General features: G+C 63.4%; 17 protein-coding genes. 9 read left to right on the top strand and 8 right to left on the bottom strand.

Annotated elements, in window-relative coordinates:
• Nucleotides 1–3: 3 nt before the first annotated feature.
• The 3 genes from ehuD to ehuB all read right to left on the bottom strand — a co-directional run bounded on the left by ehuD (nucleotide 4) and on the right by ehuB (nucleotide 2,240).
• Nucleotides 4–672, bottom strand: a complete 669-nt coding sequence (gene ehuD, locus Q8M85_RS13195) for an ectoine/hydroxyectoine ABC transporter permease subunit EhuD (RefSeq protein ID WP_305545328.1) — start codon at nucleotides 670–672, stop codon at nucleotides 4–6.
• Complete coding sequence (ehuC, locus tag Q8M85_RS13190; RefSeq protein WP_305545325.1) at nucleotides 669–1,328, bottom strand: ectoine/hydroxyectoine ABC transporter permease subunit EhuC; 660 nt, start codon at nucleotides 1,326–1,328, stop codon at nucleotides 669–671. The genes ehuD and ehuC overlap by 4 nt, the downstream gene beginning before the upstream one ends.
• A gap of 66 nt (nucleotides 1,329–1,394) precedes the next feature.
• Nucleotides 1,395–2,240, bottom strand: a complete 846-nt coding sequence (gene ehuB, locus Q8M85_RS13185) for an ectoine/hydroxyectoine ABC transporter substrate-binding protein EhuB (RefSeq protein ID WP_305545322.1) — start codon at nucleotides 2,238–2,240, stop codon at nucleotides 1,395–1,397.
• Nucleotides 2,241–2,425: 185 nt separating this feature from the next.
• Between ehuB and Q8M85_RS13180 the strand changes: the two genes are divergently transcribed.
• The 4 genes from Q8M85_RS13180 to Q8M85_RS13165 are packed head-to-tail and all read left to right on the top strand — an operon-like array spanning nucleotide 2,426 to nucleotide 6,334.
• Nucleotides 2,426–3,610: a M24 family metallopeptidase gene (locus Q8M85_RS13180; RefSeq protein ID WP_305545320.1), complete on the top strand. Its 1,185-nt coding sequence runs from the start codon at nucleotides 2,426–2,428 to the stop codon at nucleotides 3,608–3,610.
• 12 nt (nucleotides 3,611–3,622) lie between these two features.
• Nucleotides 3,623–4,780, top strand: a complete 1,158-nt coding sequence (gene argE, locus Q8M85_RS13175) for an acetylornithine deacetylase (RefSeq protein WP_267635547.1) — start codon at nucleotides 3,623–3,625, stop codon at nucleotides 4,778–4,780.
• Nucleotides 4,777–5,643, top strand: coding sequence for a DMT family transporter (locus Q8M85_RS13170; RefSeq protein WP_267635544.1), 867 nt, complete (start codon nucleotides 4,777–4,779; stop codon nucleotides 5,641–5,643). Before argE ends, Q8M85_RS13170 begins: the two co-directional genes overlap by 4 nt.
• A gap of 7 nt (nucleotides 5,644–5,650) precedes the next feature.
• Nucleotides 5,651–6,334, top strand: coding sequence for a GntR family transcriptional regulator (locus Q8M85_RS13165; protein WP_305545316.1), 684 nt, complete (start codon nucleotides 5,651–5,653; stop codon nucleotides 6,332–6,334).
• Between the two features lie 83 nt (nucleotides 6,335–6,417).
• Here Q8M85_RS13165 and Q8M85_RS13160 read toward each other — a convergent pair whose 3' ends face one another.
• Nucleotides 6,418–7,362 carry a helix-turn-helix domain-containing protein gene (locus Q8M85_RS13160; protein WP_305545313.1) on the bottom strand — a complete coding sequence of 315 codons (945 nt, stop codon included), beginning with the start codon at nucleotides 7,360–7,362 and terminating at the stop codon, nucleotides 6,418–6,420.
• 68 nt (nucleotides 7,363–7,430) lie between these two features.
• On the opposite strand from Q8M85_RS13160, the gene Q8M85_RS13155 reads away from it, so the two are divergent.
• The 3 genes from Q8M85_RS13155 to Q8M85_RS13145 are packed head-to-tail and all read left to right on the top strand — an operon-like array spanning nucleotide 7,431 to nucleotide 11,075.
• Nucleotides 7,431–9,152, top strand: coding sequence for a transposase (locus Q8M85_RS13155; protein ID WP_305545311.1), 1,722 nt, complete (start codon nucleotides 7,431–7,433; stop codon nucleotides 9,150–9,152).
• A gap of 1 nt (nucleotide 9,153) precedes the next feature.
• The gene (locus Q8M85_RS13150) at nucleotides 9,154–10,035 is read left to right on the top strand and encodes a TniB family NTP-binding protein (protein ID WP_305545309.1); all 882 of its coding nucleotides are present in this window, start codon (nucleotides 9,154–9,156) and stop codon (nucleotides 10,033–10,035) included.
• Complete coding sequence (locus Q8M85_RS13145; RefSeq protein WP_168775688.1) at nucleotides 10,032–11,075, top strand: TniQ family protein; 1,044 nt, start codon at nucleotides 10,032–10,034, stop codon at nucleotides 11,073–11,075. Before Q8M85_RS13150 ends, Q8M85_RS13145 begins: the two co-directional genes overlap by 4 nt.
• Here Q8M85_RS13145 and Q8M85_RS13140 read toward each other — a convergent pair.
• Entirely contained in the window at nucleotides 11,072–11,680 is a 609-nt protein-coding gene (locus Q8M85_RS13140) for an SMC-Scp complex subunit ScpB (protein ID WP_168775689.1), read from the bottom strand. The two genes, Q8M85_RS13145 and Q8M85_RS13140, sit on opposite strands and share 4 nt — an antisense overlap.
• 2 nt (nucleotides 11,681–11,682) lie before the next feature.
• On the bottom strand, nucleotides 11,683–12,570 hold the full coding sequence (locus Q8M85_RS13135; protein ID WP_168775690.1) for a DUF1403 family protein: 888 nt from the start codon (nucleotides 12,568–12,570) through the stop codon (nucleotides 11,683–11,685).
• A gap of 126 nt (nucleotides 12,571–12,696) precedes the next feature.
• Between Q8M85_RS13135 and Q8M85_RS13130 the strand changes: the two genes are divergently transcribed.
• Nucleotides 12,697–13,794 (top strand): tyrosine-type recombinase/integrase, encoded by a 1,098-nt coding sequence (locus Q8M85_RS13130; RefSeq protein WP_371135248.1) that lies wholly within the window; start codon nucleotides 12,697–12,699, stop codon nucleotides 13,792–13,794.
• A 47-nt stretch (nucleotides 13,795–13,841) separates the two neighbouring features.
• On the opposite strand, the gene Q8M85_RS13125 is transcribed toward Q8M85_RS13130, so the two are convergent.
• Both Q8M85_RS13125 and Q8M85_RS13120 read right to left on the bottom strand, forming a co-directional pair.
• Nucleotides 13,842–14,930 carry a ParB/RepB/Spo0J family partition protein gene (locus Q8M85_RS13125; protein WP_305545297.1) on the bottom strand — a complete coding sequence of 363 codons (1,089 nt, stop codon included), beginning with the start codon at nucleotides 14,928–14,930 and terminating at the stop codon, nucleotides 13,842–13,844.
• Nucleotides 14,931–14,932: 2 nt separating this feature from the next.
• Nucleotides 14,933–16,306, bottom strand: coding sequence for an AAA family ATPase (locus Q8M85_RS13120; RefSeq protein ID WP_305545294.1), 1,374 nt, complete (start codon nucleotides 16,304–16,306; stop codon nucleotides 14,933–14,935).
• 495 nt (nucleotides 16,307–16,801) lie between these two features.
• Between Q8M85_RS13120 and Q8M85_RS13115 the strand changes: the two genes are divergently transcribed.
• Nucleotides 16,802–17,986, top strand: coding sequence for a replication initiation protein (locus Q8M85_RS13115; protein WP_305545291.1), 1,185 nt, complete (start codon nucleotides 16,802–16,804; stop codon nucleotides 17,984–17,986).
• The last annotated feature ends 131 nt before the right edge of the window (nucleotides 17,987–18,117 follow it).

The raw sequence follows: 18,117 nt of genomic DNA, 5'->3' as shown, positions 1-18,117 counted from the left end.
GACTCAAAGCCCCAGTTTGCGGCGCAGCCGACGTTCGCCCAGGCGGACAAGACCTGCCGTGGGCAGCGACAGCGCAAGAAAGATCAGACCGACCAGCGTGTAAGGCTCAAGAAAGCGGTAGGTTTCCGAGCCGATGGAATTGGCGGCCTGCATCAGTTCGGTCACCCCGATCACCGACAGCATCGGCGTGTCCTTGAAGATGCCGACCAGATAATTGCCCATGCCCGGCACGGCATGCGGCAAGGCCTGCGGCAGAATGATGCGCACATAGCTGTCGCGGGTGGTCAGGTTCAGGGCGCGGCAGGATTCCCACTGGCCGCGCGGCACGGCTTCGATTCCGGCGCGGTAAACCTCGGCCAGATAGGCCGAATAGTGCAGGCCGATGGCGATCATCCCGGCGACCCAGGGCGACAGCGTGATGCCGACCTGCGGGCCGACGTAGAAGATGAAGAAGATCTGCACGACCAGAGGGGTCGAACGGATGAACTCCAGCACCTCGCGCAACAGGGTGCGCGGCAGGCGACCGGAGCTGCGCAGCGCCAGCGCGAAGACCAGCCCCAGGATCATGGCGATCCCATAGCCCACCCCGGCCGCGATCAGGGTGTTGATCGTGGCCCGCAGCAGGCGCGGCAGGATTTCGATGGCGAATTCCCAGTTCCAGTCAAAGGTCATGCCCGGCCAAGCCTCCGCGCCATGGCCCGTTCCAGCCCGCGCATCGCGGGGGTGATCAGCACCCGGGCCAGAAGGTAGTAGATGACAAGCGCCGCGCCGAACGCCTCGGCCGACCGGAAGGTGGCGCCGTTGATCTGCTTGGCCACGAACATCAGGTCGGGCACGGCGATCAGCGCGACAAGGGCGGTGCCCTTCAAAAGCTCGATCATCAGGTTGCCCCAGGGCGGCAGCATCAGCACCAGCGCCTGCGGCAGGATGATCCGCCGCATCCGCTTGGCGGGCGACATCGACAGGGCATACCCCGCCTCCCACTGTCCGCGCGGGACGGCCTGGATCGCGCCGCGCACGATCTCGGCGCCATAGGCCCCGACGTTCAGGCCGACAGACAGGAACCCGGCCTCGAATTTTGGCAGGCTGATCCCGAACAGGGGCAGGACGAAGAAAATCCAGTACAGCTGGACCAGAAGCGACGTGCCCCGGAAAAGTTCGATGTAGACGACCGAAAGGCTGCGGACCGGCCACAGGGACGACAGGCGGCCAAGTCCTGCCGCAAGTGCCGCTACGCAGGCGACAAGGGCGGCAAGAATGAACTGGGCACAGGTGACCAGCGCGCCGTCAAGCAGCCTTGGGCCATAGGTTTGCAGGAACTCCCACATCGCCGGTCTACCCCTTGGTTATGCGAAAGGGCGGGGCCGGAACGTCCGACCCCGCATGTTGGGTGCCTAGCGGTTCGCGCAGACCCATTCCGTCGTCTTGTCGCCGGGCAGCATGGCTTCCGAGTAGCCGTACTCAGCCACCGCAGCCAGCATTTCGGGCGAGCCGAGATAGTCTTTCTGCGCCGCGTTGAACCGGTCAAGGAAGTCCTGGTCTTCCTTGCGGAAGCCCACGCCGGCCCAGTTGAACGACTCTTCCGGCATGGCGGACGGATCCACGATTTCGACTGCGCCGCCGGAGCTGTCGGCCAGCTGTTTCATCGTCGGATAGGTGCCGGTCCCGGCATCGGCCCGGCCAGCGGTGACGGCCGCAAGAATCTCGGTCGGGCCGGGGACGATCATGATCTGATCTTCGGTCACGCCCGCAGCCTTTGCGGCGTCGATGTTGGAATAGCCCGCCCCCGTCACCAGCATCACGGCCTTGTCCTTGACGTCGGTGTAGGTCTGGATGCCCTTGGGGTTGCCCGGAGCCACGATGAACCCGTCGCCGATCTTGGCCATCGGCTCGGAAAAGGCGATGTTCTCGCAGCGCGCAGCCAGGATGTTCATGCCCCCGGTGATGATGTCGAACTGGCCTGCGTTCAGGCCGGGGATCAGCCCGCCCCACTCGGTCTCGACGGTCTCGATGTTGGTATAGCCCATCTTGGCCAGCACGCCGATCACCGCGGCATTCACAAAGCCCTTGGGGGTGCCATCCTCGCCCGGATAGGCAAACGGGATTTCATTGGCAAAGCCGATGCGGATGGTGTCGCCCGCTGCGATGCGGTCTTCCAGCGGGCCTGCCAGGGCGGCAATGGCCGAAACGCCAAGCCAAAGACCGGCCAGCGCCGTCGTCGTCAGGGTAGACATCTTCATATCGGATCCTCCTGTTTGGCGGTGGGTTGTTCATGGATTTCTCCGCCTGTTGTATACAACACAAGAAATCTTCAAACTGTGTCAAGCGATTTTGCCGTAAAATGACGGGTAAGTGGATTATTGCTTGCAAAATTCCGAACTCTGTCCTTAGTCTTGTATACAACATGCCACCCCAGTGAGAAATCATGACCCCGCAGAATGCCCCTTTCAGCCAAGCTGAATATGACCGCCGAATCGCCCTGACCCGTGCCGCGATGGCCAAGGCGGGCCTGGACGCGATCTTTGTCACCGACCCGTCAAACCAGGCCTGGCTGACGGGCTATGATGGCTGGTCGTTCTACGTCCACCAGGGCGTTATCCTGACGATGGAAGGCGAGCCGCATTGGTGGGGTCGCCACATGGACAGCCTTGGTGCCTTGCGCACCTGCTGGATCGCCCCGCCTTCGATCCACGGCTATGCCGACAGCTATGTGCAGTCGACCGTGCGCCACCCGATGCAGGACCTTGCCCGCATCCTGCGCGACATGGGGCTGGAACAGGCCCGCGTCGGGGTGGAGATGGAGAATTACTACTACTCGGCCAAGGCGCATGCGGTGCTGGGTTCGGAGCTTTCAAAGGCAACGCTTGTCGATGCCACCGCTTTGGTGAACTGGCAGCGCCTGGTGAAATCGGCCGAAGAGATCGTCTTCATCCGCAAGGCCGCCGCGATTTCCGAAAAGATCGTGCGGACGGCCATCGACCTGTCGCGCCCGGGCCTGCGCAAGAACGAACTGGTGGCCGAGATCTCCCGCGCCGGGCTGATCGGCGTGGGCGAGGATTGGGGCGACTATCCCGCCATCGTGCCGCTGACGCCATCGGGCATGGACGCCACCGCCGCGCATCTGACCTGGAACGGCGCGCCGATGAAGGCGGGCGAGGCGACGTTCTTCGAACTGTCGGGCTGCTATCGTCGCTACCATGCTCCGCTCTGCCGGACCGTCTATCTGGGCCAGCCCCCCGCCGAGATGCGCCGCGCCGAAGAGGCGCAGATCGAAGGGATCGAGGCCGGCCTTGCCGCCGCCCGCGCGGGCAACCAGACCCGCGACATCGCCCAGGCCTTCATGGATGTGCTGAAGAAATACGGCATCCACCGCGAGGGCCGGATGGGCTATCCGATCGGCCTGTCCTATCCGCCCGATTGGGGCGAACGCACCGCCTCGATCCGCACCGAGGACGAGACGGTTCTGCAACCCGGCATGGTCTTTCACTTCATGCCCGCGCTCTGGATGGACAGCTGGGGGTTGGAGACCACCGAAACCATCCTGATCGGCGACACCGGCCCGGCCCAGGCGCTGTGCCAGGTCGAACGCAAACTGTTCGTCAAGGAGTAAGCCTTGGACCACATGACCCGCACCCGCGAGATTCTGGGCCAGCTGATTGCCTATCCCACGGTTTCGGCCGACAGCAATCTGGCGCTGATCGAGCATCTGGCAGGCCTGCTGGCCGACGCCGGGGCGCGGGTCGAGGTGTTCCGCGATCCCAGTGGCGGCAAGGCCAATCTCTTTGCCACCATTGGCCCCGACATCGACGGCGGCATCCTTCTGTCCGGCCATTCCGACGTGGTGCCGGTGGCCGATCAGGCCTGGACCTCTGACCCCTGGGCGATGGTGGAACGCGACGGGCGGCTTTACGGGCGCGGCACCTGTGACATGAAGGGCTTTATCGCTGCCGCCGTGGCGTTGGCGCCCGTCTATGCGCAAAAGGCCATCGCCCGGCCGATCCATTTCGCCGTTACCCATGACGAAGAGATCGGCTGTCTGGGTGCGCAAGCGCTGGCCCCGCTTCTGCAGGCGCGCGGGGTGAAGCCGCGCGTCGCCATCATTGGCGAGCCGACGCTGATGCGGGTGATCGAGGGGCACAAGGGCTGCTACGAATATTCGGTGCATTTCACCGGGCTTGAGGGTCACGGTTCGGCCCCCGAACGCGGGGTGAATGCGGTGGAATATGCGGTGCGCTATGTCGCCCGGCTGCTGGAGCTGCGCGAGGTTCTGAAGGCCCTCGCCCCCCCCGACAGCCGGTTCGAGCCGCCCTGGACCACGATCAACACCGGCGCGCTGGTCGGCGGTGTGGCCCATAACGTCATCGCCGGAAAGGCGCGGGTGGACTGGGAAATGCGCCCGGCCCAGCCCGGCGACGCCGATCTGGTCAAGGCCGACCTGCATGAATTCTGCACCCACCACCTGCTGCCGGGGATGCGCGCGGTGGCCCCCATGGCCGATATCATCACCGAAGTGATCGGCGAGGTGGATGGGCTGATTCCGACCAGCGAGAACGAGGCGCGCGAGATCGCGCTGGCGCTGACCGGGGCCAACGGCGCGGGCCTGGTGCCCTTTGGCACCGAGGCGGGGATCTTTCAGGCCATGGGCATGCAGGCGGTGATCTGCGGCCCCGGCTCGATCGAACAGGCCCACAAACCCGACGAATTCATCGCACTGGAGCAACTGGCCGAGGGCATCCGCTTTCTGGAACGCCTGGGAGACCGGCTTCAGGTCGCCCCATGACTGCCTTCTGGCGGGCCGCCCCCTTTGTCTTTCTGATCCTGTGGTCGGGGGGTTATGGCTTTGCCAAGCTGGGCCTGCAACATGCCGAACCGATGACCCTTCTGGCCCTGCGCTATGGGTTGGCGGTGGTGGTGCTGGTCCCCCTTGCCCTGCTGCTGCGACCGCAATGGCCGGTGGGCGCACGGCATTGGGCAGCGGTGGCGGTGACGGGGTTTCTTATTCAGGGCGTCTATTTCGGCCTGGCCTATCTGGCGATGAAGCAGGGGATGAACGCCGGGACCACCGCCATCATCATGGCGCTGCAGCCCGCCCTTGTCGCCGCCGCATCGCCACTGATCGGCGGCAAGCGCGGGGGACTTCTTCTGTGGTCGGGGCTGGGGATCGGCTTTTGTGGCGTCCTGCTGGCGGTCTGGTCCGAGGGGTCGCTGGGTCCAAGCCCGATTGGCGCGGCGCTTCTGGCACTTGGGGCTCTGGCCGGGATCAGCGGGGCCACGCTGTTCGAAAAGGCCCTGGGCCGCAAGACCGACCCGGTGGCCGGAGGGCTGGTTCAATATGCCGTGGGCTTCACGCTGGTTGCCCCGGTGGCCGTGGCCACTGAAAGCCTGTCGATCGACTGGCAGCCGGGCCTGATCGTCGCGCTGGTCTGGCTGGTCCTGGGCAATTCGCTGATCTCGATTTCGCTTTACATCGCCATGATCGCGCGCGGCGATGCCACGCGGATTTCGGCGCTGATGTATCTCGTGCCGCCGCTTGCGATGGCCCTTGCATGGGCGCTGCTGGACGAACCCCTGCGTCCCCTGGCGCTTGCCGGATTGGCCTTGTCAGCCGTTGGGGTCTATATCGTGACACGCCAGACGAGATGAGGGTGCCGTGAACTTTCCAGCCGAAAGCCTGCCCACCGCCCGCGACCGCTTTGACAGGATGCACAAGGTCCTGCGCAATCGCATCTGTGTTCTGGACTATACCCCCGGCACCCGGTTGTCAGAGGAGGATCTGGCAGCAGAGTTCGGGACCAGCCGCACACCCTTGCGTCGGGTTCTGGTCCGGCTGGAAGGCGAAGGCCTGTTGCAGTCGGTGCATGGTGTCGGGACCTTTGTCACCGATGTCGACATCGAGGCGCTGGAACAGACCTATCAGCTGCGAATGGAACTGGCCGAGCTTCTGGGGGTCCTTGGCCCGAACCCGCCCGACCCCGCCCTGTGGGACCGTTTGCAGCTGCTGTCGGCCGAGGTTCGCGCGTTGGCCAATGCGCCCGACGCCCGGCGCTTTGGGGAACTGAACATGGAGTTCTTCCACGAATTCCACGGCATCACCTCGAACCTTCCGCTGCGCGAGATCTGCGAGCGTCTGTTCCTGCAGACCGCCCGGATCTGGCTGAAATCCATGGCAGCCGCGCGCATTGACGTGGCTGCAGAAGTGCGGATCTTTGCAGACGAGATCGACGAAGTCCTGCGCGCCCTGGCGATTGGCGACGTCCGATCCGCCGCGCTGATCCATCGCACGCATATTTCAATGAGTTATACGAGGATGCGCATCGCGTCACGAAACCTCTAATAGGTTGTATTCTGTAGAGTGCCATCCAATTTGTTAAGTCAATCGCGAAGCAGGCCGAATAGGACGCGAGGAAGCGTCTCCGTTCAACTTGCGGCTTTCCACATTCGGTAGCGTCCTTGCCCGGTTACCTCGCGGACTAAGCCATGCGCTTCCATCCACGCAAGATTACGCTGGATCGCGGCGCGGCTAGCCCTCGTCAAGGCTGCCGCCATTGGGGCAGATACCAAAGGCCACTCCGCAAACAATGCGCTCAGTGCAGGTGGAGTTTTGCCCGAGAGCGGGGTCATCTCAGCTCTTGCGCGCTCGGCCCACGCCTCGATGGCGTCCAGGTGCCGCATCGCGGTCAGCGCTGCAGTCTCCATCCCCTCGAGCCATCGCGCTAGGCGTTCCGTTGGCGGGCCGCCGGCGCGCAGACCCCCTGCCCCGCCGATGGCCAGCGGTGCAAAAACTGCACCTTTGCAATCGCTGGCAGCGATTCGTGCGGCCGTAAGCGCGGCCTCCAGCTTGTCGCCATGTTGCGCAAGGCCGGCAAGGCTCCAGAGGTGAAAGCCCATGCAAGCGCGGGTGGTCGGGTGAAGATCAGTTGCCTGCGCCATCAGATCTAGCCAACTGCCAGCACGGTCCGCGAATGGTTCGGCCTCATCATCCAAGCGCTCGGGGTCGCGGCGGTCGAGGAAGGCAGAAAGATCCTGCTCTGGTCCCGGCCCACCCGTCAGCCGCCGCACCGCCCATCCGACACGCGCCAGCGCAGCCGTGTCGTCCTGAACGCTGGACAGGCGCATGGAGGTCCAGAGCGCGAGCCGATCCGGCCCGATGCGGTCACCCGCGAACCAACTCAGGTCGGCCGCTTCAATCATGGCGAGCCTGTGCCGCCAGCCCTCCGGGCCCCGCTTCAGCCGCTCGTCTAGCACACCGAGCCTGCCTGCAACGCGGGCGAGGCGCGCGGCATGGCCCGCCTCAGCCCTCCGCCAGTCAACGAGAACCTCTGTTTCCCGGGGTTCCGCCCCTGGCTCGGGCGGCTGTCGCATTTGCTTCACGATTTCACTGCGTCCTTTTCACATTATTTCCGCATGGTAGGGGGAAAACAGGGGCCAACTTGTGCTTTGCGATTTCAATTTCATCACTGATTTCAATAGCGAGGCGAGGGCACAGAGGGATGACAGCTTCCTTCGACGATCGACCGCTGAACAGCAACAGCCAGGCGGCGTCCGATGAGGCTTGGAACAAGGCCGTCCGGATCGCGCGAGAACTGGATCAGGCCCTCGATGGGGTCGTGCCGATGCGGGAGGCCGTCACACGTGCGGCAACAGAGCTGCGCCTTTCCACCCGTCAGGTCTACAATCATCTTGCCCGGTATCGCGGGGATCGTCGTGTCTCATCGCTATTGCCCAGGACGAACGGATCGCGGCGCACGCGGATCGCCTCCGAGGTCGAAACCATCATTGTTGCAACACTGCGGGAGATGTGGCTCCGGCCGGAACAACCCGATCTCGCGCCGATCGTCGACGAAATCCGCGCGCGCTGTGCCAGTGAAGGTTTAAAGCCCCCGGCCTATGTCACCGTGGCCAAAAGGATCCCGCGCGTGTTCTCCCCCGAAGAGATTGCGCGGCGACGGCTTTCCGGTGGCAAACACTTGCACCGCCTGAAGCCGCGTCCGGGGTACATCCGCGCGACCCATGCCCTTGACGTCGTCCAGATCGATCACACGCCGGCCGATATCCAGTTCGTCGAGGTGATCGACGACCACGGCGTTTTCGTGGGCAGACCCTATCTGACCATCGCCGCCGATGTCGCGACCAGTGCAATCATCGGCTTTTGCCTCACCCTCGAGCGCCCTTCCCGACTATCAGTCGCACTTTGCCTTGCGCACGCGATGTGCCGAAAGGATGACTGGCTGGCCGAACGCGGGATTGCGCACCCATGGACAATGTATGGCCGCCCGAAGCAGATCGTTGTCGACTCAGCCAAGGAATTCCAGAGCAGTACCTTCACGACGGGATGTGCCGACTTCGGCATCGCCGTCCGCACCCGGAACAAGGGGACGGTACATCGGGGTGGCATTGTCGAGCGGCTTCTGGGCAAGGTGAACACGGTGCTTCGCTCTCTTCCCGGCAAGACCGGGCGGTCCATCGCGGACCGCGGAGATTATTCGTCCGACAAGCGGGCAAGCCTGACCTTCGCGGCCCTTGAGCGCTGCATTGCCCTGGCAATCATCGATCACAACCAGACACAGAACGCACGCAAGCTGACCGTGCCTCGCCTCGAATGGGAACGGCGGCTTCCACCGATTGACCGACAGATCGACGATCCCACCGATGTCCTGCTCAACTTCCTGCCTCGCAAGACGCGCCGCATCTCTCCCCAAGGCGTCAGCCTGTTCGCCATCGACTACTTTGAACACTGGCTTGGGCCGCTCGTAGCCCGGCGTGACCGCCTTGCAGCTCTGGATCTGTGCTATGACCCCCGGGACATCAGCCAGATCTACATCGCCGATCCCGACACGCGTGTCTGGCGCCCGGTAAGGCGACGGGACGGGGTCACTATGTCGGTCACCCTCTGGCACCATGAAGCCGACCGAGCGCGCCAGCGCCAGAACCAGCAACGCCCCGTGCAGGACAAGACGCTCCTGCGCCGAGAAATCGCTGCAACGGTCGCGGGGGCCAAATCCGCAAAGGCTCAACTGAGAGAGATGACCCGAGCCCGACACGCCGCAGGCGCGACAAAACCATATCAAGCTGCAGGAGCCGTTTCAGAGGCGACGAATCCTGGACCGGCGCCTGACCGACCCCGTCGCGTCTTTCCTATCGAGACCTGGTGACGTGGCCGACCATCTCCTGCCATCAACCTCAGCGTTGCTGGATGCGGATGCTGCCGCCCGCATGGCGCATATTCGGGCGCCACGCTGGATCGGCCATCCCGGTGCCTCTAGGGCACATGATGCGATGCGGCAGCTGCTGGAACGCCCGCCATCACTCCGCCCTCGCGGATTGCTGCTCGCCGGCCCCTATCACAACGGCAAGACCATGATCGCCGAACGCTTCGCCGTCGAACATCTGCGCCGTGCCGACCGGCAAAGGGTCTGGATGATCCAGACTCGGGAGGGGGCTGGCCTGTCGCATTTCTACGCCAGCATCCTGTCCGGGCTGCGCGCCCCGCAGGCTGTCGGCTGGCGCAGCCTGTCCCGCGCCAGCGAACAGGTCGATCATCTTCTCGACAGCCTGAAGCCGCGCCTGCTCATCTTCGACGAATTCCACAGTGCGCTGCGCGGACGCCGACAGGATGTGAAGGCAATCTTCTCATTTCTGCGGCGGATCGCACGCGTGCATGACATCTCGCCCGTGCTTGTCGGCGAAATCGCCGTCTACGATGCGCTGCACGACACCGAAGAAATGGGCTCGCGGTTCGATACGGTCGCGGTGCCACGGTGGGGTTTCGACGAAGACTTCGCCACACTTCTCGACAGTCTTGAGGCCAGCATGCCACTTGCGGATGCCTCAAACCTCTCACGACCTCCCCTGGCCAAAATGATCCATGATCTGTCGGAAGGGCTGATTGGCGAGGTGGTCGACATCGTCACCCGGGCGGCTGTGGCAGCTGTTGAGAGCGGTGAGGAAAGGATCACGTCCAGCACCGTCATGGCGCTCGGATATGTGCCGCTGTCACGGCGGCGGAACTCAGCCTTGCGCCATTCAATGACATGACCAGCACTGTGCCGAGGATCACCGTCTCCCCGGCCCGCCGCTATAGTGTGGTGGCGGGACGTCGCTGGCCGGTGGAGGTCAGGCCCGCTCCCGGTGAGCTTTTGTCAAGCTGGCTGCATCGGGTTGCGCATGCCAACGGTGTGCCGCCGCGCTATTTCGGAGCGGTGCTCGGAGCTGCTGTCGAGACATGGTCGGCCCAACTCGACCGGCATCTGCCGGAGGCCGTTCGCCGCATCCTGCTCGACCATACGTCGATCTGCCCCGACGATATCGACGGACTTTGTCTGGCCCACAGTCCCTTCTCGAGCGTGCGCTTGCGGCTGCGGAGCCGGCCGCAACATGCAGGGACTTCGACTGCGCAGTCCTGTTGGCTGCAGTTCTGTCCCACCTGCCTGCGGGAAGACGAGGTGCCCTATTTCCGGCAGAGTTGGACTCTGGCAACCCGCGTGTCCTGCTTTCGCCATGGCTGCCGATTGCGCGACCGCTGCCCGTCTTGCGGTCAGGGCCTTGCTCCGTTCAGACAGGATCGCCTTGTTTCACAGCAATACTGCGCCTTCTGCGACGCTCCTCTCGCCAAACCGACGGACCCGGCAAACCCAGGCGCCCGGCGTCTCGAGCGGCTGATCGACGATCTGCTTCGTCTTGACACAGCTGGGCTCGCACTTGGCGTGGGCCGGGGGAAACGGAAAACCCTGCCAGAGAGGATTGCAATATGCCCGGTGCCCGTCGGTACGACGACATCAACGATACCGCAACTGTCGCATCGGCTTCGCCACGATTTCTTCCGGCGGCTGTCGGAAGGGCAGAGCGGAATAGTTGGCCACAAAGGTGGTGGCCCGCTGAACCTTTGGGTCCGGCTTGCCAATGCCGCTGGAAACCACAACGGATTGGTCAAGGAGCTCACGGATCAGCTTGCGGAAACTGCAGGGCTGCGGCGGGCCTCCTCCCCCAGAGCGACTGATCTGGCCGCCCTGCTGCGGGCAGCGACCCAGCTACATGAAGCCCGCCGATCTGCAGCCGAAGCTCAACCCGCTCCTTAAATGTCGTAAGCCTCCGACGGGCCCGCGAGGCCGGCATCTACGAGTTGCTCGGGATCGGGCAGGTCGCGCAAGGACGCCATCCCGAAGGTGGCAAGGAAGGTCTCGGTGGTGACAAAAGTGTAGGGCGCGCCGCGCCGGGGTTCGCGCGGGCCGGTGCCGATCAGGTCGCGCTCGGCCAACCTGCCGATCAGATCACGGCTGATCTCTTTGCCGAAGATGTCCTTCAGCCCGTCGCGGCTTACCGGCTGGTGGAATGCGATCGCCGCCAGCACGGCCAGATCGTATTCTGACAGATTCAGGGCCTGCTCCCCCACATCCGCCGCCGCGCGGATCGCCGGGGCATAGGCGGGCTTGGTCCGCAGCATCCATCCCGCGCCCACCTGCGCCACCTCATAGGGGCGGCCCACCATATCCACTGCCAGATCGTCAATCAGCAGGTCGACCGAGACCCCTGTGCCCACCACGCGCGCCAGATCCTCGCGCGCGACCGGCGAGGCGCTGGCAAACATCACCGCCTCGATCCGGCACATCCATTCCCGCCACCGCAGATCGGCTGGCAGGTCAGCCAGGTCCCGGTCAAGCCCCGCCTCCTCGCGCCGCGCCATGGTCAGACCCCGTAAAGGCGAAACGTGTCCCGCCCAGTCAGCTCACGGATGGCCCCCTGGCTGACCAGCCGGTCGCACAGCCGCCGCGCGGCCCGGTCCGACATGAAGTCAAGGGCCGAGGGTGCCAGCGCATCGCGCGACAGAAACAGATCGACGGCGCGCGTGGCCCCCTTGGCGCGCAGCTTGGGGGCCACCGCGCGCAATCGGACCGCCGCCCGGGAAAGTTCCGCCGCCAACGGCAGGGCCTGTCGCACCCCGACACCAACCGCCCTGTGACAGGCCAGCCGCAAGTCAGCCCCGCGCAGCTGCAGATCACGGGCCTTCAAGGCCAGCGACAATAGCGGCAGCACAAGATCCTGCCCCAGGGATTTCACCAGAACCGCATCGGCAAGGATCAAGGCCACGGTCTCGCCCCGCGGATTACCTTCCAACACGGCCTCGATGACCTGCGCCGCGCGGTCAACCGGGGTTGGTCCGGTGGCATCCAGACAAAGGGCAATCTGCTCTGGCGCAACCCCCTCCAGCGCGCGGCTCAGATTCGAGACTGAAATCGGCCGCGCAACCGCCCTCGACCATTGTCGAAAAACTCGTCCCGCCGGGCCGGGATCATCGCCTGCTTTTGTCAGGTGCAAGGAGTCACGCAACGCTCCGGCCCCTTCGCGCCGACCGGCAATTCCTGCGCAAAACTCCGCTGCCACCAGCGCCAGGCGGTCACGCCATAAGGCCTGGGGCAGGTCTGCGGCGGTTGTAGCAAAGGTCAGATGCGCCAGTGCTGCCCCGGACCGGAACGCCGCAGCCTCGAAGGTTTCCGCCGGCCCGGACATGATCCAGCCCGGGAGGGGAGGGAGCATCGGCAGGGCCACAGTGGTCTGGATGCGCGGTTTTCTCATGGCGAGAGCCTATTTCAACGCGGCGCTTAATACCAGCAATTATGCCTGCAACCGCCGCATCGTTGTCATCGTTGCAATGTCCAATAATGTTGCATTATCGGACGCAAAAAGAGTATGATTAGAAGCATGGCAGAAACGCACCAGAAATCACCCATCGACCCGCCAGAGCGATCCAATCCCAACGAGCAGGACGAGGACTTGGGGTGTGACGGTGATGCCCTCGCACTGCCCTCACACATCGCACGTTCAGGCGCGCTCGACAGACTGGCGGAAACCGCGCGCAACTATGCCCGCGCCGCTGCCTCTGAAAACACCCTCAAAGCCTATGCCAAGGACTGGGCCCACTTCGCACGTTGGTGCCGGATGCGCGGCGCGGACCCCCTGCCCCCGTCGCCCCAGCTGATCGGGCTTTACATCGCCGATCTGGCAGCGCCAGTCGGCCAGGCCCCAGCGCTCTCCGTCACGTCCATCGAGCGCCGCCTCTCGGGTCTGGCTTGGAAATTTGCGCAGCGCGGCCAGCGCATGGACCGCAAGGACCGCCACATCGCGACTGTGCTTGCCGGGATCCGGCGCAAGCATGGGCGGCCCCCCAGGCAGAAGGAGGCGATCCTGTCCGAGGACCTGCGTGACATGCTGGCAACCTTGCCCCACGACCTGCGTGGCCTGCGAGATCGCGCGATCCTACTGATCGGCTTTGCTGGCGGCCTGCGCCGTTCCGAAATCGTCAGCCTCGATCACGGCAAGGATGATACGCCAGACAGCTGCGGCTGGGTTGAGGTGCTGGAGGGCGGTGTCCTGATAACGCTGCGCGGCAAAACCGGCTGGCGCGAGGTGGAAATCTCACGCGGCTCCGCCGACGAGACTTGCCCAGTCCATGCCCTGACGCAGTGGCTCCACTACGCCAGGATTGACTTCGGCCCGATCTTCGTCGCCGTCAGCCGCAACGGGCTCAAGGCCACGAGCGAACGGCTGTCCGACAAGCACGTTGCCCGGCTCATCAAGATTTGTGCCTGCGAGGCGGGCCTGCGGCCCGACCTGCCGGAAGCCGAGCGGCTGCGCCTTTTCTCCGGGCACTCCTTGCGCGCCGGACTGGCCAGCAGTGCCGAGGCCGAAGAACGCTATGTCCAGAAACAGCTTGGCCACGCCTCGGCCGAGATGACGCGCCGCTACCAGCGGCGCAGGGACAGGTTCCGGGTCAACCTGACCAAGGCGGCGGGGCTGTGACCCTCGCTCTACCGTAAAGCCTGGAGCGATAGCGGGGACGGCAATAGTCAAGCTGGCCCGAGCCAGGCTTCCAACTGACGGAGAAGATCCTCTACCATCCTTGCGTCCACCCTGTTGCCCTCGATTCGAATGTACCATGCTTCGCCGTCCTGACCCGAGATCAGACGCACCCCGGTCGCCAGCTCAGATCTGCGGCCCTGCACCGGCTTAGTGGAAGGCCTGCCACCTCGGTCGGGACGCGGGACAGATGGCTCCAGTCGCGCAAGGACAGCCTCGATGCGATCCAGCTCTTCCGCATAAGTTTCCGGCGCGATGTCAGCAAGACCCTCACGTATGACCGACTGGTGACCGTCGCGCAGAGCAGCAGCCAAACGAAGGCCATCTTTTTCGCGGAGTGCTTGCGGGAAGATCAGCATGTCACCCAGGTCCTCGAAGATCGCGGCGAAGGACCGGATCTTGGATCGCTTGGCCTTGGACGCCTGTGCAAACAATGCGTCGACCGCCGCCTCGACATTGGTGAAGACCCCCTGCTGCGCGGCGATCACGGCGATCCTGCCGCGCTCGAAATGCGAGAGGTTGGACCGGATTTCGTTTTCCTCGACCATCGCGGCAAATGGGCCGCCGAGTGTGGAAGGGTCCCGTATAACGGCCTTGATTGTGGTATACTTCTCCTGCCCTGAAAGCTGACGCAGATTCTGCACAGCCCTCAGGCGGCGATAGCCCGACAGAAGACCGTAGCGGCACCCCCCCTGCCCCGGCTCGGCCAAGGCGAAGACTTCGACTGGCAGCCGCAATCCGTGCGACGCGATCGAGCTTTGAAGCTCTATCAACTCGTCGCTGGCCAGTGACATGCGGTCCCGGACCAGCGCATCGGCGTCGATCTGGTCCAGCGGAATTTCGTGGATCACCAGACCAGCGGCCTCGGCCTGGCGCAGACGTGCGGCATCGGCCCGGTCACGCGCCTCGGCAGCCCGGTCAGCCAGAGGTCGGGGATCGATCTGGCCCGCGGCCTCGGCAGCAACATGAGCGATGGGGGCCGCAAGCGGGGGGCGTGCGGAGGTTTCGCGGCGAAACTCATCCTCAAGCCGGGACAGATCCTCGGAAGAGGGAGCGACGAGTGTCTTGCGCTTGGCCATTGTCAGCCTTTCTCAGCCATTTTCTGGTCGCGCCACCAGGCGCCAAGAATGACCTGTTTTACCTCAGCCCAGGTCCGGTCAAAAGTTTCGCGGCCCCGGACGTAGGTGTCACGGTTGAAGTCGCGGTAATCCGTCTCGTAGATGCCGGACACCTGCTCACCGGCCTGACCGACCATTGCTGTCAGTTCCTGCCGATACGTGGTCATGAAGTCGCCGAAATAGGCCTGGATTACGTTGGCAAGGTCTGTCTGCTGGGCGGCATCGAAACGGGTAATCAGGGCACGCACCGCATCCCATTCGAAGCGCATCTCGGGCAGCCCCTGCGCACGCCGTGTTCGATTTTCACCCTCCTCAATCGAGGCGAAGGTGGAGTAGATCATGTCGAAGAACCGCCCCGTGGAGTCGAATTCGAGGAATGATGCTCCGAGCGGGACGAGCAGGATGTCGGCTGCCGAGAGCGCATTGATCGTGAGGTAGCCAAGCGCCGGCGGCGTATCCAGCAGGATGATGTCATAGTCGTTCACGATGCCGGTTTCGGTCAACGCACTGCCCAAGGCATCCCACAGTGCCCAGTTGCGCATCTGCATTCGCCAGACCGGTACCTGAAATTCTGCCCAGTACAGATTCAACTGCGCTCCGATCAGGTCGATGTTCGGCCAGTGCGTCGACTGTATAAGGTTTCGCGGCGAAACCTCCAATGCTTCGGTCAGTGTTTCGTCAAGCGGGAGCTCTGCCTGTCCAGCAGCGGTACGCACTGCGTTTTCTGACTGAACGTGGCGGGCGTAGTCGCAGGCGAGGAGGGGGAAAACTGTCTGCCATTCATCGGTCACCTTGCCGCCCATGATCGATGTCATCGACCCTTGACTGTCCAGGTCGATCACCAGAACGCGATAACCGTCAAGCGCGGCCGACATTGCAAGATGCGCGGCGGTCGAGGTCTTGCCAACTCCGCCCTTGAAGTTCGCCACAGCGACGATCTTCGCTGGAAGGCCCTCTGGCCGCCAAGCCTTGTACTCCCGCCAGCCGGCTCCCTCCACAGCGAAGTGTTCGCGAAGGGCCAAAACCTCTTCCAAAGTGAACCACTTTGCGCCGCTTTCACCAGTGCCTTGCGGCAGATCAGGATTCTGCTTCAGCACCCGACGGAGATGTGCGGAGTTGACGGGGATCAGGTACCGGCAAACCTCCCAAGTGGAAAACTTACGCAAGCGTTTTTTGCCATCCGGCGCGTAGCCACGTCGCGCCAGGTCGTCGCGTCCACGGGATGCGAAGGCAGCGGCTTTGGCGAATCGCGTGGTATCAATAGGCTCAGCCAGTCGGCTGGCGGCAACCTCGGGATCGATACCGAAGTATGGAGGCAGATCGGAGGAGCTTGTCATGCGGTGTCCTGGATGTGCGGGATTAAGCGTGATGTAAGTCAAACACTCGCACATCCGAAGCGGAAAGGGAATCTGCTTGGAAGATCATGTTTCCGATCAGAAGAATGAGAACACAACGGGCAATGTTTGAGAGTAATTGAGAGTCTTTATAGACTTTAGCTGACAGAAAAGGCCAACTTTATAGAGACTTAGCGCAAGTTAGGTACTGATCTACGGGACCACCGGCACCCGGATCCGGGATATTGGGTACCAGTTTACGGGATCAAGCGTACCGATTCGCAGGAAAGTGGGCCATGATTCGACGAAAACTCCTTGCATCGTGGTACTGGAGGGCTTGGAAGGGCAGGGGGGGTGGCCCAATGTCCTGTAAACGGGTACCTAATCTCTGGGGTACTGCGGATCAAGAAGGATCCCGGACCAACGTTGCTGTCGGGTACCTTTCAGGCTAAAGTGTCGCCAAGAGGTCATGAACGACCCAAGCGGGCAGGACGAGGCATGGACGACATTCCGAGGGATCAGCTGACGGGCGCCTTGCGACGCGGGGCGGTGAAGAAGCATGTGGCGGCGATCCATGTTTCGGGCAAGCTGACCCTCTTGCAGCGGCGTTTGTCGAACGTGCTGTTGCTGAACGCCTACGACACGCTGATGACCCGCGGCGTTCACAGGATCGACGCCCGAACGCTGTGCCTGATGATCGGCTACAACAGCAACGACATGGACACACTGAAAGCGTCGCTGCGGGGGTTGGCCGAGACGGTCGCGGAATGGGACATGCTGGATGAGGAGGGGCGGCAAGAGTGGGGCGTGTCCAGCTTGCTGGCTTATGCGAAGCTGAAGGGCGGGATCTGCGAATACGCGTACTCCCCTGCTCTGGCGCAGAAGCTGCACGACCCCAAAGTCTTTGCACTGATTAACATGAATATACAGCGCCGGTTCTCGAGTGGACATGCGCTGGCGCTGTATGAGAACTGCTACCGCTTCGTGCGCACGGGAAGCACGGGCTGGTGGCCCATTGATCTCTTCCGGCGGCTCATGGGGGTAGGGGACAGCGACTATTACGAGACCTTCAAGCATCTGAATGCCAAGATCATCAAACCGGCGGTCGAGGAAGTGAACCGGACGTCGAACATCGTTGTAACGCCGGAGACGCGGAAGATGGGGCGGTCGGTCACCGAAATCCGCTTTCTGATCCGCGAGAACCCACAGTTGGCAATCCTGGACCTGGACGACGGCGAGGGGGTTCGGAAATCGCCGGTTTACGAGCGTCTGATCCGCTTGGGCGCCTCGGATCGTCTGGCACGGCAATGGATCGTTGAGCATGGCGAGACGGTGCTGACCGGGAAGCTCGACTATGTTGAAGGGCAGGGGGAGGTACGCAACCCGGTGGGTTACCTGACAGCGGCTCTGAAGGGTGACTATAACGCGCCAAAGACGGTAGCGAGCCCTGCAACTTCGCCCGAAATACTTGTCCGAGCGGAGCGCCTTCGGCGGATACAGGACGTGGTCGCAAAGCGAACCCCAACGCAGCGCGATGCCGACCGTCGGTTGTTTCATTCTCGGCTGGAAGGGGCAGAGCGAAACGACTTCGAACGCTTCGGCTGGATGAGTCCGCTGAATGCTGAAGCGATCCGGACGTTCTGGGAAAAAATTCACCCTGGGCTTTTCGAAGAGGAGCAATGAGAGTCTTGCCCCGATGAGACAGGAAGGCGTCCGTTCGTTCCGCCTACAGTCCAGGTGCGAGTTGGGAACTGAAAACGGCATGGGACGAAGCCGCTGCAGAACTCATGTCATCATCAAACCTGGTGCTGCGA

The sequence above is a fragment of the Tabrizicola sp. genome (assembly GCF_030694085.1).
Taxonomy (GTDB): Bacteria; Pseudomonadota; Alphaproteobacteria; order Rhodobacterales; family Rhodobacteraceae; genus Tabrizicola.
This window is presented reverse-complemented; position numbering and strand designations above follow the sequence as displayed.

What these genes read in the sequence shown, in the direction of transcription:
- Q8M85_RS13115 (WP_305545291.1), top strand. Translation starts at nt 16,802, where the DNA reads ATGGACGACATTCCGAGGGATCAGCTGACGGGCGCCTTGCGACGCGGG.
- argE (WP_267635547.1), top strand. Translation starts at nt 3,623, where the DNA reads ATGACCCGCACCCGCGAGATTCTGGGCCAGCTGATTGCCTATCCCACG.
- Q8M85_RS13135 (WP_168775690.1), bottom strand. Translation starts at nt 12,570, where the DNA reads ATGAGAAAACCGCGCATCCAGACCACTGTGGCCCTGCCGATGCTCCCT.
- Q8M85_RS13140 (WP_168775689.1), bottom strand. Translation starts at nt 11,680, where the DNA reads ATGGCGCGGCGCGAGGAGGCGGGGCTTGACCGGGACCTGGCTGACCTG.
- Q8M85_RS13180 (WP_305545320.1), top strand. Translation starts at nt 2,426, where the DNA reads ATGACCCCGCAGAATGCCCCTTTCAGCCAAGCTGAATATGACCGCCGA.
- Q8M85_RS13130 (WP_371135248.1), top strand. Translation starts at nt 12,697, where the DNA reads ATGGCAGAAACGCACCAGAAATCACCCATCGACCCGCCAGAGCGATCC.
- Q8M85_RS13170 (WP_267635544.1), top strand. Translation starts at nt 4,777, where the DNA reads ATGACTGCCTTCTGGCGGGCCGCCCCCTTTGTCTTTCTGATCCTGTGG.
- ehuC (WP_305545325.1), bottom strand. Translation starts at nt 1,328, where the DNA reads ATGTGGGAGTTCCTGCAAACCTATGGCCCAAGGCTGCTTGACGGCGCG.
- Q8M85_RS13160 (WP_305545313.1), bottom strand. Translation starts at nt 7,362, where the DNA reads ATGCGACAGCCGCCCGAGCCAGGGGCGGAACCCCGGGAAACAGAGGTT.
- ehuD (WP_305545328.1), bottom strand. Translation starts at nt 672, where the DNA reads ATGACCTTTGACTGGAACTGGGAATTCGCCATCGAAATCCTGCCGCGC.
- Q8M85_RS13120 (WP_305545294.1), bottom strand. Translation starts at nt 16,306, where the DNA reads ATGACAAGCTCCTCCGATCTGCCTCCATACTTCGGTATCGATCCCGAG.
- Q8M85_RS13145 (WP_168775688.1), top strand. Translation starts at nt 10,032, where the DNA reads ATGACCAGCACTGTGCCGAGGATCACCGTCTCCCCGGCCCGCCGCTAT.
- Q8M85_RS13125 (WP_305545297.1), bottom strand. Translation starts at nt 14,930, where the DNA reads ATGGCCAAGCGCAAGACACTCGTCGCTCCCTCTTCCGAGGATCTGTCC.
- ehuB (WP_305545322.1), bottom strand. Translation starts at nt 2,240, where the DNA reads ATGAAGATGTCTACCCTGACGACGACGGCGCTGGCCGGTCTTTGGCTT.